At 73.1% G+C, this 16,670-nt stretch carries 14 protein-coding genes; 7 read left to right on the top strand and 7 right to left on the bottom strand.

Annotated elements, in window-relative coordinates:
• The first annotated feature begins 153 nt into the window (after positions 1–153).
• From NDAS_RS20760 to NDAS_RS20745, 4 genes are all read left to right on the top strand, one after another.
• Positions 154–1,125, top strand: coding sequence for a daunorubicin resistance protein DrrA family ABC transporter ATP-binding protein (locus NDAS_RS20760; protein ID WP_013155200.1), 972 nt, complete (start codon positions 154–156; stop codon positions 1,123–1,125).
• On the top strand, positions 1,122–1,949 hold the full coding sequence (locus NDAS_RS20755) for an ABC transporter permease (RefSeq protein WP_013155199.1): 828 nt from the start codon (positions 1,122–1,124) through the stop codon (positions 1,947–1,949). Before NDAS_RS20760 ends, NDAS_RS20755 begins: the two co-directional genes overlap by 4 nt.
• Positions 1,950–2,363: 414 nt before the next feature.
• On the top strand, positions 2,364–3,995 hold the full coding sequence (groL, locus tag NDAS_RS20750; protein ID WP_013155198.1) for a chaperonin GroEL: 1,632 nt from the start codon (positions 2,364–2,366) through the stop codon (positions 3,993–3,995).
• Positions 3,996–4,331: 336 nt separating this feature from the next.
• Positions 4,332–5,084 (top strand): Uma2 family endonuclease, encoded by a 753-nt coding sequence (locus tag NDAS_RS20745; protein WP_232051592.1) that lies wholly within the window; start codon positions 4,332–4,334, stop codon positions 5,082–5,084.
• Here the strand turns inward: NDAS_RS20745 and NDAS_RS20740 are convergent.
• From NDAS_RS20740 to NDAS_RS20730, 3 genes are all read right to left on the bottom strand, one after another.
• Positions 4,999–6,939, bottom strand: coding sequence for an ABC transporter ATP-binding protein (locus NDAS_RS20740; RefSeq protein ID WP_013155197.1), 1,941 nt, complete (start codon positions 6,937–6,939; stop codon positions 4,999–5,001). The genes NDAS_RS20745 and NDAS_RS20740 overlap by 86 nt on opposite strands.
• On the bottom strand, positions 6,936–8,678 hold the full coding sequence (locus tag NDAS_RS20735; RefSeq protein WP_013155196.1) for an ABC transporter transmembrane domain-containing protein: 1,743 nt from the start codon (positions 8,676–8,678) through the stop codon (positions 6,936–6,938). Before NDAS_RS20735 ends, NDAS_RS20740 begins: the two co-directional genes overlap by 4 nt.
• 75 nt (positions 8,679–8,753) lie before the next feature.
• Complete coding sequence (locus tag NDAS_RS20730) at positions 8,754–9,176, bottom strand: NUDIX hydrolase (protein ID WP_013155195.1); 423 nt, start codon at positions 9,174–9,176, stop codon at positions 8,754–8,756.
• Positions 9,177–9,342: 166 nt separating this feature from the next.
• On the opposite strand from NDAS_RS20730, the gene NDAS_RS20725 reads away from it, so the two are divergent.
• Complete coding sequence (locus tag NDAS_RS20725; protein ID WP_013155194.1) at positions 9,343–10,656, top strand: glycoside hydrolase family 6 protein; 1,314 nt, start codon at positions 9,343–9,345, stop codon at positions 10,654–10,656.
• 130 nt (positions 10,657–10,786) lie between these two features.
• Positions 10,787–11,839, top strand: coding sequence for a zeta toxin family protein (locus NDAS_RS20720; RefSeq protein WP_013155193.1), 1,053 nt, complete (start codon positions 10,787–10,789; stop codon positions 11,837–11,839).
• Between the two features lie 41 nt (positions 11,840–11,880).
• On the opposite strand, the gene NDAS_RS20715 is transcribed toward NDAS_RS20720, so the two are convergent.
• Positions 11,881–12,876 (bottom strand): R2-like ligand-binding oxidase, encoded by a 996-nt coding sequence (locus NDAS_RS20715; RefSeq protein ID WP_013155192.1) that lies wholly within the window; start codon positions 12,874–12,876, stop codon positions 11,881–11,883.
• Between the two features lie 205 nt (positions 12,877–13,081).
• Here NDAS_RS20715 and NDAS_RS20710 point away from each other — a divergent pair, with 205 nt between their 5' ends.
• On the top strand, positions 13,082–13,318 hold the full coding sequence (locus NDAS_RS20710; RefSeq protein ID WP_013155191.1) for a hypothetical protein: 237 nt from the start codon (positions 13,082–13,084) through the stop codon (positions 13,316–13,318).
• A 60-nt stretch (positions 13,319–13,378) separates the two neighbouring features.
• Here the strand turns inward: NDAS_RS20710 and NDAS_RS20705 are convergent, their stop codons facing one another.
• The 3 genes from NDAS_RS20705 to NDAS_RS20695 all read right to left on the bottom strand — a co-directional run bounded on the left by NDAS_RS20705 (position 13,379) and on the right by NDAS_RS20695 (position 16,484).
• Positions 13,379–15,025, bottom strand: coding sequence for a DNA repair helicase XPB (locus NDAS_RS20705; protein ID WP_013155190.1), 1,647 nt, complete (start codon positions 15,023–15,025; stop codon positions 13,379–13,381).
• 303 nt (positions 15,026–15,328) lie between these two features.
• Positions 15,329–15,604: a hypothetical protein gene (locus tag NDAS_RS20700; RefSeq protein WP_049800392.1), complete on the bottom strand. Its 276-nt coding sequence runs from the start codon at positions 15,602–15,604 to the stop codon at positions 15,329–15,331.
• Between the two features lie 421 nt (positions 15,605–16,025).
• Entirely contained in the window at positions 16,026–16,484 is a 459-nt protein-coding gene (locus tag NDAS_RS20695; protein WP_013155188.1) for a hypothetical protein, read from the bottom strand.
• Positions 16,485–16,670: the final 186 nt, after the last annotated feature.

Below are 16,670 nucleotides of genomic sequence, written 5' to 3'. Positions count from 1 at the left end.
CCATCGGCCCCGCCGCCTCCGCTTCCCCCGTCCGCGCGGGCCCCGCCGACCAGGTCGGATCCCCGGGGCGCGGACCGAGCGCTTATTAAACTTTGAATATTCCGTCCGGTGGTGCACACTCTCTCTCGTACTCAAGTTTTAATAAGGAGAGGGATGATCCACACACGTGGGCTGACCCGGGACTTCCGGGTCGGCAAGGAGGTCGTCCAGGCCGTCCGCGGCGTCGACATCGACGTCGCGGAGGGCGAACTGGTCGCCCTGCTCGGACCGAACGGCGCGGGGAAGTCGACCACGCTGCGCATGCTCACCACCCTGCTCGAACCCACCTCGGGCACCGCCGTGGTCGCGGGGCACGACGTCCGCACCGCGCCCGCCGAGGTGCGCCGCAGGATCGGCTTCGTCGGCCAGGGACACGGCGCCGGAGAGGACCAGCGGGCCCGGGAGGAGCTGTACACGCAGGGGCTGCTGTACGGGCTCGACCGGCGCACCGCGCGCCGCCGCGCCGACGGTCTCCTCGACCAGCTGGAGCTGGGCGGCGCCGCCGACCGCGAGGTCACCAAGCTCTCCGGCGGACAGCGCAGGCGCCTCGACATCGCCATGGGGCTCATCCACGAGCCGGGGCTGCTGTTCCTGGACGAGCCCTCCACCGGACTCGACCCGCACAGCCGGGCCAACCTGTGGGAGCACATCACCCGGCTGCGCGACCGGACGGGCACCACGGTCGTGCTCACCACCCACTACCTCGACGAGGCCGACGACATGGCCGAGAGGGTCCTGGTCATCGACCACGGCAGGGTCATCGCCGACGGCACCGCCGACGAGCTCAAGGGCAAGGTCTCCGGTGACCTGGTCACCCTCACCGTGCCGGACGCAGAGCAGGCGCGCACCGCCGCCGGGATCGCCGAACGTGCGCCCTCCGCCGGAACCGCGGAGGTGCTCGCGGACGCGGGGCGCGACGCCGAGGTGCGCCTGCGCGTGGAACGCGGGGACACCGTGCTGCCCGAGCTGCTGCGCGGACTGGACGCGGCCGGGGTCCCGCTGCTCTCCGTCCGGGTGCAGCGGCCCACCCTGGACGACGTGTTCCTGACCCTGACCGGACGCAGCCTGAGGGAGGAGGGGGCATGAGCTTCCACGAGGTGACCGGGACCCCGGCGGGGGCGGCCGGGGCGGAGACGGCCGGGGCGCCCGCGGCGCGGGGGCCGGGCCTGGTGCGCGACACCGTGACCGTCTTCGCCCGCCAGATGCGGCCGTTCCTGCACCGGCCGCCGATGCTGTTCTTCGGCATGCTGCAACCGGTGCTGTACCTGGTGCTGTTCGCGCCCCTGCTGACGGGGCTGGCCGGCGCCGAGGGGCAGGACCCGTGGCAGTGGTTCGTCCCCGGCCTGCTGGTGATGCTCGGCCTGTTCACGGCCGGGTTCGCCGGGTTCGGGCTGCTGCCGGAGATGTCCTCCGGAGCGCACGAGCGGCTGCTGGCCACCCCGGTGAGCCGGGTGTCGCTGCTGCTGGGGCGGGTCCTGCGCGACGTGGTGATGATGCTGGCGCAGATGGTGCTCATCCTCGTGCTGGTGGTGCCGCTCGGGTTCGAGGCGTCGCTGGCGGGAGCCGTCGTGGGGCTGCTCCTGCTCGCCGTCCTGGGCGCCGGGCTGGCCACGCTGTCCTACCTGGCGGCCCTGGCGGTCAAGCAGACCTACGTGTTCGCGCCCATCGTGCAGACGCTGATCATGCCGCTGATGCTGCTGTCCGGCGTGCTGCTGCCGATGGAGCTGGCGCCGCCGTGGCTGTACGCGCTCTCGCGGGCCAACCCGGTGGCCTACGTGGTGGACGCCGAGCGCGCCCTGTTCGCCGGGCAGTGGGACGCCTCGGTCGCCCTCGGCTGGGCCGTGGCGGTGGTGCTGGCGGTCGCCGCGCTGGCCGGGGGGTCGCGGGCGATGCGCCGCCTCAGCTCCTGACCGGGGCGCCGCTGTCGGGGTCGGGCCGGGGTCCGTCCGGAGCCGGGGGCGAAGCCCGGCCGGGGGCGGTGGAGCAGGGTCGGAGCGGGAGCGGAGCCGCGCGCCGGGAGAGGTGGGAACCGGTGCGCGGCTCCGTCCGCTCAGCGCGGAAAACCCGCATGTCATACGGTGTTTATGCAGGTAGATGCGGAAATGCCGGGATGGGAAATCGTGACCACATCGTTTGCACTCGCCGGGGTCGAGTGCTAAAAAGGGAACTGGTTAGCACTCGCCTTCACTGAGTGCTAACCGGATCGAGGCTGCGAGATCGCGGCTCCCGGCAGCAGGGTTGCCGGGAGGTTCCGCGGTCGTCCGTCGCGGGCGCATGCCTCGTCCCATCGCGTATCAGCCCGGTCACGGGAGGACAAGAACTCAATGGCAGCCAAACTGATCGCGTTCGACGAGGAGGCCCGTCGCGGCCTTGAGCGCGGCATGAACCAGCTCGCTGACGCCGTCAAGGTCACGCTCGGCCCCAAGGGCCGCAACGTCGTCCTGGAGAAGAAGTGGGGCGCCCCCACGATCACCAACGACGGTGTCTCCATCGCCAAGGAGATCGAGCTCGAGGACCCGTGGGAGAAGATCGGGGCCGAGCTGGTCAAGGAGGTCGCCAAGAAGACCGACGACGTCGCGGGTGACGGCACCACCACCGCCACCGTGCTCGCCCAGGCGCTCGTTCGCGAGGGCCTGCGCAACGTCGCCGCCGGCGCCAACCCGATCAGCCTCAAGCGCGGCATCGAGTCCGCCGTCGCGCGCATCAACGAGGAGCTCGGCAACCTCTCCAAGGACATCGAGACCAAGGAGCAGATCGCCTCCACCGCCTCGATCTCCGCCGGCGACCCCCAGATCGGCGAGACCATCGCCGAGGCCATGGACAAGGTCGGCAAGGAAGGCGTCATCACGGTCGAGGAGGGCCAGACCTTCGGGCTGGAGCTCGAGCTCGCCGAGGGCATGCGCTTCGACAAGGGCTACATCTCGCCCTACTTCGCCACCGACCTGGAGCGCATGGAGACGGTCCTCGAGGACCCCTACATCCTCATCGTCAACTCCAAGATCTCGAACAACAACGAGTTCCTGCCGGTTGTCGAGAAGGTCCTCCAGGCCGGCCGCCCGCTGGTCGTCATCGCCGAGGACCTGGAGGGCGGCGCCCTCCAGACGCTGGTCGTCAACAAGATCCGCGGCACCTTCAAGTCCGTCGCCGTCAAGGCCCCGGGCTTCGGCGACCGCCGCAAGGCCCAGCTCGGCGACATCGCCGTGCTGACCGGTGGCCAGGTCATCACCGAGGAGGTCGGCCTCAAGCTGGAGAGCACCGAGCTCGACATGCTCGGCCGCGCCCGCAAGGTCGTCGTCACCAAGGACGAGACCACCATCGTGGACGGCGCCGGTGACGCCACCGCGATCGCCGGTCGCGTGAACGAGATCCGCAACGAGATCGAGCGCACCGACTCCGACTACGACCGCGAGAAGCTCCAGGAGCGTCTCGCCCGCCTGGCCGGCGGCGTGGCCGTCATCAAGGCCGGTGCCGCCACCGAGGTGGAGCTCAAGGAGCGCAAGCACCGCATCGAGGACGCCGTCCGCAACGCCAAGGCCGCGGTCGAGGAGGGCATCCTGCCCGGCGGTGGTGTCGCTCTGCTCCAGGCCAGCGTCCCGGCCTTCGAGAAGCTGGAGCTGGAGGGCGACGAGGCCATCGGCGCCGACATCGTGCGCCGCGCCATCGCCGAGCCGCTCAAGCAGATCGCGATCAACGCCGGCCTCGAGGGCGGCGTCGTGGCGGAGAAGGTCAAGAACCTGGAGCCCGGGTTCGGCCTGAACGCCGCCACCGGCGAGTACACCGACCTGTTCAAGGACGGCGTCATCGACCCGACCAAGGTCACCCGCTCGGCTCTGCAGAACGCGGCTTCCATCGCCGGTCTGTTCCTGACCACCGAGGCCGTCATCGCCGAGAAGCCGGAGAAGGCCGCCGCTCCCGCCGGCGACCCGACCGGTGGCATGGGCGGCATGGACTTCTAGTAGGTCCGTGAGACCTCGGGCCCCCGGGCCCGCAGGTGTCTGAGGTCCGGATACGCGACCTCGCCCGCGACGACCGGGCGGCCCCTTCGGGGGTCGCCCGGTTTCGCCTTTTCCGGGGTGAGGCACGGCGCTCTTCCTCGTGCTAAGCCGGGTTGTTCCGCGAAGCGTCGGACGGACGCGGGCGCGGAGTCCTACGCTTCCGGTATGAAGGCACGAGTTGGAGGAGTCCGGCCATGACGGAAGCCGCCCCGGCGGTGGGGCTGTCGCGGTGGAACTACCTGCTGGGCATCTGTCGAGAGCTGGACGTGCCCGACGGTTGGCGGGCGGAGATCCTCGATGAGGACAGCATTCGGCTCGTGGCGCCCCCGTCCATGCCCCCACAACGTCATCGCGTCCCGGGTGAGCCGGTCGTTGTTCGCCACCATCCCCGATGACCGGGGTGTCTACCAGGTCCTCGGAATTCAGTTGCCAGCGGTCGAGCAGTTGTACATGCCTGATCTGGTCGTCATGTCCGAGCACGTTCTCCCCGACCCCTCCTGGACCCCCTGCCCGGCGGACGAGGCGGAACTGGTGGTCGAGATCGTCTCCCGGAGCAGCAGGGACACCGACCGCAGGAAGAAGCTGTGGGGTTACGCGCACGCGCCGGTCCCGCTCTACCTGCTGATCGACGCCTGGGACGAGGGGGGCCGTCGGTCACCCTCTACGAGCAGCCCGGCAACGGCCGCTACAACCACGCCACGACCGTGGACTTCGGCGCGAAGATTCGGCTGCCGGAGCCCTTCGACGTCGATTTGGACACGTCCAGGTTCCCCGGCCCCGACCAGTGGCCTTCCTGACCCGGGCGCGGACGCAGCGGCGGCCCGGGGGCGTACGCCCGCCGGGTTCCGGCTCCGGCCAGCGGTACTCCCGAGGGCGCGGACCGCGTCCTCAGCCGCGCAGAAGGCCTCCAGGCCCAGCGCCAGCGGCACCCCCGAGCACGCGGGCGGCAGCGGCCCGAGGCCCCTCAGTCCTCGCCGTGCCAGGCCCGCCACAGGTCGGCGTAGGAGCCGCCGCGGGCCAGCAACTCGTCGTGGCTGCCCAGCTCGCTGATCCGGCCGTCCTCCACCACCGCGATCCGGTCGGCGTCGTGCGCGGTGTGCAGCCGGTGCGCGATGGCCACCACCGTGCGCCCCGACAGCACCCCCGCCAGCGAGCGTTCCAGGTGGCGGGCCGAACGCGGGTCCATCAGGGACGTGGCCTCGTCCAGCACCAGCACGTCGGGGTCGGCCAGCACCACGCGGGCCAGGGCCAGCTGCTGCACGTGCGCCGGGTCCAGCGGGGCGTGGCCCGACCCCACCCGCGTGCCCAGCCCCTCCGGCAGCGCGCGCACCCAGGGCTCGGCGTCCACGGCGGCCAGCGCCTCCCACAGGCGCTCCTCGTCCACCTCGGCCGCGCCCTCGGGCCGGTCCAGCGCCAACGCCAGGTTCTCGGCGATCGTGCCCCGGAACATGTGGCTCTCCTGGCTCAGCAGGATCGCCCGCGCGCGCCGTTCCTCGGGAGGCAGGCCCGACACCGGCGCACCGCTCACGCGGACGGCGCCCGAGGTGGGCGGGTGCACGCCCGCGATCAGCTTGCCCAGGGTCGACTTGCCCGCGCCGCTCGGACCCACCACGGCCAGGCGTTCACCGGGCGCCAGCACCAGGTCGACGCCGTGCAGGACCTCCGCGTCGGTGTAGGCGAAGCGCACGTCCTCCACCCGCACCTCGCCGGGCCGGGCGGTCCCGGCCGCGTCCGCCGCGGAGCGCGCCCTCCCCTCCGGTTCCCCGGCCAGCTCCACGCCCAGCAGCCTGCGCATGCTCGTGAAGCCCATCATCAGGCTGTCCACCTGGTCCAGCAGCTGGTCCAGGGGCCGCGCCATCTGCCTGCTGAGGAAGACCGCGGTGGCGATCCCGCCCAGGCTCAGCGCTCCGTCGGCGTACAGCAGGCCAGCCACCAGGAAGGTCAGCGCGATCGGGAACATGTACCCGAACTCCAGCGGCGGGTACCAGACGCAGCGCAGCCACAGCGTGTACCGCTCCGCCGCGTAGGCCCGCCCCACCCTTTGTTCGTTGAGCGCGATCCGCCGGGCCTGGCGTCCCAGCGACTCGATGGTGTGCGCGCCCTCCACGGTGTCGGTCACGCTCTGGGTCAGCTCCGAGTAGGTGCCCAGCTCGCGCACGTACCCGTCCGGGGCCCTGCGCGCGTACCAGCGCGTGGACAGCCACAGCACGGGCGCCGACGGCAGCCACGCCAGCAGCAGGAGAGGGTGCAGGACGATGAGCGCCGTGGTGACGACCACCAGGGTCACCGTGCTCACCGCCATCACCGGCACCGAAACGCGCACGGTGTGGCTCAGGTGGCCGATGTCGCGGCCGGTGCGCGCCACGAGGTCGCCCGTGCCCGCCCGCTCCACCACTCCCATCGGGAGCCGGAGCACCGCGCGCACGAACTCCTCGCGCAGCTCGGCCAGCACGCTCTCGCCGAACCGGATCGAGGCCGCCACGGAGGCCAGGGTGAACCCGGCGTGCAGCACCAGCGCCGCGACGATGAGCCCGGCGAGCACGTCGACGCGCGAGGCCGCCTGCTCCGAGGCCGCGGACGGCGCCCCCTCGGCGCGCACGGTGTCGATGATCAGACCCAGGATCCAGGGCGAGGCCAGCGCCGTGAGCGCGGCCGTCCCGTACAGCAGGACGACGACGGCGAGCAGCCGTCCGTGCTCGCGCCCGGCACGGCGCAGCCGCCGCCACACGGCAGCGACCGGCGCGATCGGCAGTCCCGCCGCGCGGTGCTCCGCGGGAGCGGCGGACGCGGCGGGATCGGCGGGCGCTCCGGGTGCGCGGGCCGCCTCGGGCGCTCGGGGCGTTTCGAACACTCCGGACGCCTGCGGCGGGCCGAGGGTCTCGGCGTTGTCGGCGGCCCGGGTCATGGCTTCCCCTCCGTGGGAACGGCGCGCAGGACGGTGGCGGCGTAGTTCGGGCACTCGGCGAGGAGGGCGCGGTGGGTCCCCTCGGCCGTGAGGCGGCCCTCCTCGACGAACTGCACGTGGTCGGTGTGGTCGAGCAGCAGGGGGCTGGTGGTGACCAGGCCGGTCGTGCGCCCCGCCCGCTCGGCGGGCAGCCCGGCGGCGATCGCGGCCTCGGAGTGGGCGTCCACGGCGGAGGCGGGCTCCACCAGGATCAGGATCTCCGGCTCCAGGGCCAGGGCGCGGGCCAGGCGCAGGCGCTGCTGCTGGCCGCCGGAGTACTCGCGGCCGCGCTCGGTCAGCAGCGCGTCCAGTCCGGCGGCGGACTGGCGCACCACGTCGTCGGCGTGCGCGGCGCGCACGACCTCGGCCAGGCGTTCGTCGGAGATCCCCTGGTCCGGGGACAGTTCACCGCGCAGGGTTCCGGAGAACAGATGCGCGTCGTTGGCGGCCACCAGGACGCGGCGGCGCACCCGGGACCGGGGCAGGTCGCGCAGGCGCACGGTCCGGCCCGTGGCCGTCTCGACCAGTGCGGCGTGCGCGCCCTCCTCGTCCCGGTAGCGCCCCAGGCGTTCGGTGATGGCGGTGGCGTCGGCGGGGTCGGCGCAGACCACGCCGGTGGTGCGGTGCGCGGCGAGGGTCACTCCGCTGCCCGGGTCGTGCAGGTCGCAGGGGCCGGCCGGTTCCGGCTCGGGGCGCTCGGGGTCGGGGTGGTCGTGCTCCAGGCGCAGCACGCGCACCACGCGACCGGCGGCCACCCGGGCCGAGACGTACATGGACAGGGAACGCATCAGGTGGCGCACGGCCATGGAGAGCGTTCCGGCGTAGCCGTAGAACGCGACGAGCTGGCCGACGGTGATCTCCCCGGTCAGGGCCAGGCGCGCGCCGTACCAGACGATGCCCACGAGGAGGAGGCCCGGGAGGAGCTCGCGCACGGCGTTGAGGGCGGCGTCCACCCAGCCCACGCGCATGGCGGCGGAGCGGACCCCCTGGGAGGCGGTGCGGTAGCGGTGGTCCACGGTGCGCTCGCCGCCCACGCCCCGGAGCACGCGCAGGCCCGCGACCAGGTCGGTGGCCAGGGTGGTGAGTTCGGCCTGCCGGTCGCGCTGGTGCTCCTGGCGGCGGGAGAACAGGTTCAGCAGGGGGACCATCCCCGCCATGATGAGCGGGACCGACACCAGGACGATGACGCCGAAGGCGACGTGCGAGGTGAGCATGAGGGCGCTGACCGCGGCCACCGTCACGAAGACGGCCAGGAGCTGGCCCACCGTCTCGTAGAAGTCGCCGACGCGGTCGATGTCCTCGGTGCCCACGGCCACCACCTCGCCGGAGGGCAGACGCCGGGTGAGCGTGGGGCCCATGCGCACGGAATGGTTGGTGACCACCTGGATCGTGCGGTAGGCGGACGCGTACCAGCTGAAGCAGTCGGCCCGGTGGGAGAGGGGGACGAGTGCGACGGAGACCGCGACGAGGGCGCTGAGGACGCCGAACCAGCCGAGGAGGGCGTCCGGGTCGCCTCGGGTGACCCCGGAGTCGAGGGCGGCGCCGAGCGCGGCGGAGATGAGCACGCCGGTGAGCATGAAGGCGCCCGTGGTGGTCCCGGCCCACAGCAGTGAGCGGCACTCCTTCCGGGCGAGCCACCACAGGAACCGGTCGGCCGAACGGCGTTCGGGAACGCCGGTGGGCTGGGGAAGTGTCCGCACAGTATCCGGACTGTAACCAGCGGGGAGGGGCGCGGGCCACCCATTTTTCCGGGGCTGGGAGGGGCCGGGCCCGGATCAGACGACGGTGCCCTCGGCATGGAGGAGTTCGATGAGGCGGCGCACCGCCGGGGCGCAGCGCCCGCGGTCGGCGAAGCCGATCCACGCCAGTTCGGCGATCTCGTTGTCCGCCGAGATCTCGCCGTCGTACTCGGCGGTGTGGCACGACAGGCGCACACGGGTGCCCGGGCCCTGGGCGTGGGCGGCCTCGTCGATCACCGCTATCCGGCGGACGGTGTCCGGCCGCAGCACGACGCTGACCTCCTCCAGCGCCTCGCGGGCCACCGCGGCCTCGTCACTCTCCCCGGGCTCGCGCTTGCCCCCGGGCAGGTAGAACAGGTCCACTCCGTCGGTGCGGACGCACAGCAGGCGCCCCTCGCGGACGTGGACCCAGGCCAGGGCGTCGATGACGGCGGGGGAGGAGGGCGGGATGGGTGACATGCGACCACCCTATGCCAGGGCGCGGATGTCACCTTTGGGAAACACAGTCGTTACCCCCCTGGGGGCGAGGGGCTCCGCCGGGTAATGTGACTTTTTGGGAGCGCTCCCATGCGCGCAGTAACGGGGAAGCAGGGAAACCGGGGAACACCACACCGAAGGAAGGCTCATGTCCCGCACACGCATAGCCGTCGGAGCAGCAGTGAGCTCCGTCTCGGCACTGGCCCTGGGAACGGCGCTGCTCGCCACGGCGCCCGCCTCGGCCGCCGACTCCGAGTTCTACGTCAACCCCAACACGTCGGCGGCCGTCTGGGTCGAGGAGAACCCGAACGACCCCCGGGCCGACGTCATCCGCGACCGCATCGCCTCGGTCGCCCAGGCCACCTGGTTCACCCAGTACAACCCCGCCGAGGTCCGCGACGACGTGGACGCGGTGGTCAGCGCCGCCGACGCCCAGGGCCAGACCCCCATCCTGGTGGTCTACAACATCCCCGGCCGCGACTGCGGCAACCACAGCGGCGGCGGGGCGCCCAGCCACGACGCCTACCGCGCCTGGGTCGACGAGGTCGCCGCGGGGCTGGAGGGCCGGTCCGCCACCATCGTCCTGGAGCCCGACGCCCTGCCGCTGGTGAGCGGCTGCAGCGACCCGTCCGAGCTCCTGGACTCCATGGCCTACGCGGGCAAGGCGCTCATGGAGGGCTCCTCCGAGGCCAGGGTCTACTTCGACATCGGCAACTCGGCCTGGCTGGACCCGCAGGAGGCCGCCGGCCTGCTCAACGGCGCGGACGTCGCGAACAGCGCGCACGGCGTCGCCACCAACACCTCCAACTACAACTGGACCCACGACGAGGTCGCCTTCGCGGAGGCCGTCATCGCCGCGACGGGCGTGCCCGGCCTCGGCGCCGTGATCGACACCAGCCGCAACGGCAACGGCCCCGCCCCCCAGAACGAGTGGTGCGACCCGCCGGGGCGGATGATCGGCCGCCCCAGCACCACCGACACCGGGAACCCGCTGATCGACGCCTTCATCTGGACCAAGCTGCCCGGTGAGGCCGACGGCTGCATCGCGCCCGCGGGGCAGTTCGTGCCCCAGGCCGCCTACGACATGGCGGTGAACGCCCCCGAGTACCCCACCGACCCCGGCGAGCCGACCGACCCCGAGGAGCCCACCGACCCGCCCGAGGGCGAGGGCTGCACGGCCGACTACAGGGTCGTCAGCGAGTGGGGCAACGGCTTCCAGGCGGCGGTGACGGTCACCGCCGAGGACTCCCTCAGCGGCTGGACCGTGACGTGGACCTACGCCGACGGGCAGCGGTTCAGCCAGGGCTGGAACGCCGAGTTCTCCAGCAGCGGGTCGCGGGTCACCGCCTCCGACCTCGGCTGGAACGGCACGCTCAGCGCCGGCGGCAGCACCGAGTTCGGGTTCACCGGGACCCACGGCGGTAGCAACGGCGTGCCCGAGGTGACGTGCTCCGCGGCCTGACCGCACTGACGGGGTGGGGCCCAGCGGGTCCCGCCCCGTCCTCCTGGCCGCCTCCGGCCAACCGCGCCGAACCCCGTACCCCGGGGCCGGGGAACCACTAGCATCCCCGGTGGGCGAAGGGCGGACACGGATGACGGTTCCACAGGTGGGCGAGCGGACCCTGGTGGAGGACAGCGCCTGCGGCGGTTTCCCCGCGCAGGGGGCCGGTTCCCGGCGGGCCCGCGAACGGGCCTACAACCTGTACAGCGCGGCCGTCGGCGCCTGCCTGAGCAGGACCGGGCTCCGGGAGCGCGCCGCCGAACTCCTCGCCCGGGAGGCACGGCTGCCCTTCCTCGACGACGGGGAGGTCGCCCGGGTCAACCGGGAGCTCCCGGGGATCGTCGCCGAACTGCGGGCCGAGCCGATCCGGGTCCGCGACGGCGCGACCCCCGGGGATCCGGGCCCCGTCCTGTCCGGGGCCGACCTGGACGCGCTGTTCGACCTCGCGCTCCGCGACCGGCTCACCGGACCGGCCCGCGAGCGGCCCCGGCTCCTGCTCCTGGGCGGCCAGCCCGGCTCGGGCAAGTCCACCCTCCAGCGCCTGGTCCTGCCGTTCCTGCCCGAGGGCACCGTCAGCTACGACGGCGACGACCTGCTGCGCCTGGCGCCGGACTACGAGTGGGCGATGGCCGCCGACGACCGGGCCGCCTCCGCCGCCCTGGCCCGGCAGGTCGGCGGCCTGCACGGGCTGGCCATGGCGCACATGCGCGCGGGCCGCGTGGACGCCGTGTGCAGCCACCCCCTCGGCCGCGCCGACTGGGCCGCGTCCTGGGTGGAGGGGTTCCGCGACGCCGGGTACCGGGTGGAGGTCGCCCTCGTGGCCACCCACAGTTCCAACAGCCGCTTCGCGATCGCCGACCGGTACGCCCGGGCCCGCGCCGACCAGGGTTTCGGCAGGTGGATGCCCGAACTCCACCATGACCGTTTCTATCTGGGCCTCCCCAACACGGTGGAGTTCCTGGAGACCCACCGGCTGGCGGACTCGCTCTACGTCCTCTCCCGCGACGGCGACGTGCTCTACGCCAACCACCGGGAGGAGGACGACTGGCGGACCGAGCCGTTCGGGCGCGTCGCCCTGGAGGCCGAACGCGGGCGCCGGGAGCTGTGGCACGCGTCCGGGCGCGCCCCGCGCAGCGCGGTCTGAGCGGCCCGGCGGGCTGCCGTCCGGGCGGGCCCGGCCGGTTCTCAGTCCCGGGCCGCCAGCCTCCGCACGGCCTCCCGGTCCTCCTCGCCGAACCGCTCCTCCAGGTCCTCGGGCGTGGCGTCCAGGTCGATGCGCGACACGGGCACCCCGCGCGCGGACCCGATCGCGCCGAGGCGGCGCAGCGCGCGGTCGCCCGCGTAGCGGACCAGTTCGCCCGGAGGCAGTTCGTAGCGGCGGGTCGCCGGGTCGCCCGAGGGCTCCTCACCGCGTTCCACCGTGGACGTCACGTGCGGCAGCAGTTCGTCCAGCCGATCGCGCACCACGTCCCAGTTGGCGTCGTCGGCCGCGACGTGGCGGCGACAGGTGAAGGTGCCCCACGCCATGTGGCGCCGCTCGTCGTCGCCGATCATGCGCACGATCCGGCGCATCCCCGGGAAGACGTCGAGCGCCGTGCACAGGTGGTTCCAGGCGTAGTACCCGGTCAGCGCCAGCGAGCCCTCGATGACGTGGTTGTAGGTCACCGAGGCGCGCACCTGGTTGCGGGGGCTCGGGTCCTCCAGCAGCGCCTCCAGCGAGCTGGGCAGCTCCTCGTAGAACAGCGTCCGGTACCCCGGGTTGGCGTCCACGTACCCGTGCAGGTCCTCGTGGACCCCGAGCGCGTCCAGCCACAGCCGGAACGCCTGGACGTGCCTGGCCTCCTCGAAAGCGAACTGGGTCAGGTACATCTCGTCGCCCAGCCGCCCCTCCGCGGCCATGGCCCGCAGGAAGGGCTGGATGTCCTCCGTGACCGCCTCCTCTCCCGCCACGAAGAACGCGCACAGCCGCAGGATCCGCGCCCGGGCCCCCTCTCCCAGCCCCTCCCAGTCCTCGGCGTCCCGGCTCAGGTCGATGTCGGCCGGGTTCCAGAACCGGGCGTTGCCCTTGGCGAACAGCTTGAGAGGGAGGGAGTCCCAGTTCAGGCCGCCGCCCCGGAGCGAGTGGAAGCCGGTGCGGCGCCGCGCGGGAGAGGGCGGGGGCGGGGCGGGGGAGACGGGCATGGGGAGGACCTCCTGGCCGCTGGGGGGAGCTGCTGTGCCCTCATGATTGGACACGGAAGGGGTTCGTGTAAAGAGCGAACGGGGTGTGCGGCGCCAAAAACCGAATCCGACTCGGCGGATGTCCGACCGCGGCCGTTGACGGCGCGCCCCCGCCGAAACGGTACGGTCGGGGAGTACCGACCGCACCGAACGATCGGGGAACGACGTGTTCTGTGGTGATCCCGGCACATCCGGCTACACCGCGTGCGCCGCCCAGACCCAGCTCTTCGCGTTGGCCTCCGCCATCCCCGCCCTGCTCGGCATGGCGCTCCTCGTGGCGGCCTTCACCGCGCCGTCCGTGCGGGGCGACCGGCTCCTGCGCACCCGCACCCTGAGCTACTCCCTGGTGGCCTGGGGGATCGCCGCGGGCACCTACGTCATGGGCGGTCTGCCGTCCTTCTGAGCGACGCGAACCCCGGCCGGACGCGCCCCGCCGGGCCGCGTGCGGGGCCGCCCGCCCCGGTCAGATCTCCTCGCCCGACAGCAGGTCGCCGGCGTCGGTGATCCGGTAGGCGTACCCCTGCTCGGCCAGGAAGCGCTGCCGGTGCGCGGCGTAGTCCTGGTCGAGGGTGTCGCGCGCCACCACCGCGTAGAAGCGGGCGGCGCGGCCGTCGGCCTTGGGGCGCAGTACCCGGCCGAGCCGCTGCGCCTCCTCCTGCCGCGAGCCGAAGGACCCCGACACCTGCACCGCGACACCGGCCTCGGGCAGGTCGATGGAGAAGTTCGCGACCTTCGACACCACCAGCGTCCGCAGGTCCCCGGAGCGGAAGGCGTCGAAGAGGCGCTCGCGCTCCTTGTTGCGGGTCTCGCCCTTGATCACCGGCGCGCCCAGCGACGCGCCGAGCTCGTCCAGCTGGTCGATGTAGGAGCCGATGACCAGCACCTGCTCATCGGGGTGGCGCTCCACGATCTCCCGGACCACCGAGGTCTTGGTCTCGGAGGAGGCGCAGAACCGGTAGCGGTCCTCCGGCTCGGCGGTCGCGTACGCCAGCCGCTCGGCCTCCGACAGGTCCACCCGCACCTCGACGCAGTCCGCGGGGGCGATCCACCCCTGGTTCTCCATGTCCTTCCACGGCGCGTCGTAGCGCTTGGGGCCGATCAGCGAGAACACGTCGCCCTCGCGGCCGTCCTCGCGCACCAGGGTCGCGGTCAGGCCCAGTCGGCGCCGGGCCTGGAGGTCGGCGGTCATCCGGAAGATCGGCGCGGGCAGCAGGTGCACCTCGTCGTAGACGACCAGGCCCCAGTCGCGGGCGTCGAACAGCTCCAGGTGCGTGTACACGCCCTTGCGCCTGGCCGCCATGACCTGGTAGGTCGCGATGGTGACGGGGCGGATCTCCTTGCGGGTGCCCGAGTACTCGCCGATCTCGTCCTCGGTCAGCGAGGTGCGCCGCAGCAGCTCGGTCTTCCACTGGTGCACCGACACCGTGTTCGTCACCAGGATGAGCGTGGTCGCCCCGGTCATGGCCATCGCCGCCGCGCCGACCACGGTCTTTCCCGCGCCGCACGGCAGGACCACCACGCCGGACCCGCCCGCGTGGAAGCTCTCCGCGGCCTCCCTCTGGTAGCCGCGCAGCTCCCAGCCGTCCTGGTCGAGGTCGATGGGGTGCGCCTCGCCGTCCACGTACCCGGCCAGGTCCTCGGCGGGCCACCCGATCTTGAGCAGCGCCTGCTTGAGGTTGCCGCGCTCGCTCGGGTGCACGGCGACCGAGTCCTCGCCCAGCCGCTCGCCCAGCATGCCCTTGAGCTTCTTGGCGCGGACGACCTCCTCCAGCACGGCGCGGTCGGAGGACTCCAGGACCAGACCGTGCCGCGGGTCGCCCACGAGCCGCAGCCGCCCGTAGCGGTCCATTGTTTCGGCGATGTCCACCAGCAGCGAGTGCGGCACCGGGAACTTGGAGAACCGGATCAGCGCGTCCACGACCTGCTCGGCGTCGTGCCCGGCGGCACGGGAGTTCCACAGGGCCAGCGGTGTGATCCGGTAGGTGTGCACGTGTTCGGGCGCGCGTTCGAGTTCGGCGAAGGGGGCGATGGCCCGGCGGCACTCGCCGGCCAGCTCGTGGTCGACCTCCAGCAGGAGCGTCTTGTCGGACTGGACGATCAGGCAGGACAACACGGACCTTCAATCTCGCGGGGCGGGGGCGGCCACAGGTGCAACGCATCCGGGCCTCCGATCATGCCCGCGGGGCCCGTGCTCTCGTGGACCCCGCTGACCGGGCCGTTCGGGACCGCGGCCGCTCCCGGGGACGCCGCGGCCGCCGTACGGGGTGTAGCCGCCGGTCGGGTCCCCGCACGCGCCGCCTCCGTGACAGCCGGTGCCGCCGCCCGGGGGAGGACCGTGGCGCCGCCGGTCCACGCCCGTGCTCCTTCCGTGGAGCGCGGTGCGCGGCACCGGGGGGACCCGGCAGGGGCCCGGTCAGGAGGTGAACATGAGCATCACCATGGCCAGGACGACGACCGGGATGAGGAACAGGACGAACAGGGCGAAGTAGGCGAAGTTGCAGGCCCAGGTGTACCGGATGTACCGCTCCACCCGTTCGGGGTCGGGAAGCCTGCGCAGCGTCGCGATGCCGAACCAGACCCCGGGCACGTTCACCGCCAGCAGGAAGAACCAGAAGCCCAGGTACATCATCAGGATCGACGCCGCCGCGCTGAGGACGGCCACCACCAGCGCGGCCACGGCGCCGCCCACGCGGGCGGGAGGGGCCGCCGGGGGGACCGCCCCGGGGGGAAGCGCAGGGTCGGGGGGCGCCGCCAGCGGGGAGGCGCTCGCGGGGGCGGGGCCCGTGGCGTGTCCGCCCGGTCCCGGCGCGCCCGGCACACCGCCCGGTCCCGGCGCGCCCGGCACACCGCCCGGTCCGGGCGCGACCCGGGCCCCGGGCAGCCGGAACGGCGCCGGGCGTCCCCGGCCGCCTCCGGACACGGACCCCGGTGTGTGACCGTGCGTCCTCTCCCAGAAGGCCTTCGGGCCGCCTCCGCCGTTCATCACCGTTCGTCCCCCTCCCCCTGCCTACCGGACCCGCCTCGTACCGCTTCCGGCGCCGTCGCCGCCGGACGTCCCCCCGCGCTCCGTGCAGACGCGGTGCCCGGTGGCCCCGTCCGCCAAACACGGCTCAGTAGTTGGTGACCGGGACGATCCCCTGGATCCAGGAGCCCGCCTGGGTGAACATCACCAGCGTCAGCACCAGCATCACGAAGAGCATCACCCCGGCCGCGCCCAGGCAGTACCAGGAGTAGCGCGTGAGCGTCTCCGCCTGGACCGCGCGCCCCCGGTCGCGGGCGTGGGCGGCGCGCACCGCGAACACGATCCCGGCGACGCCGAACAGCCAGTTCATGCAGCACACGAAGGTCAGGGCGTGCAGGATCAGCGCCATCGTCGAACTGCTGGCCCCGATCGCCGCCTGGCGTGCGTCGGGTCCGTCGCGCTCGTCCTCGCGGTCGTCGCGGCGGTCGCTCCCGGCCTCGCGCCCCCCGCCGCGCCCGGGGGCGCGGGACCTGCGGCGCTCGCGGTCGTCGTCGCGTCCGTGCTCACGGGGGGACGATGCCCCGGGGGGCAGCGATGCGTTGCTCATGGGGGTTCTCTCGCTGTCGGTGGGTCGACCAACTCGGTTCCAGACTAGCCCGCCGCCTCCGGGGCGGTCGTGAGGAACCCGGGTGCGCCCCGCGCCGTCGCCGTCCGGTACGGCGCGGCCCGCCCCCGTGGGCCCGCCCGCCGTAGTCACCGAAGGTTCCCGCGTCGAAGGACGCCCGAGCACGAG

The sequence above is a fragment of the Nocardiopsis dassonvillei subsp. dassonvillei DSM 43111 genome, from assembly GCF_000092985.1.
Lineage (GTDB): Bacteria > Actinomycetota > Actinomycetes > Streptosporangiales > Streptosporangiaceae > Nocardiopsis > Nocardiopsis dassonvillei.
This window is presented reverse-complemented; position numbering and strand designations above follow the sequence as displayed.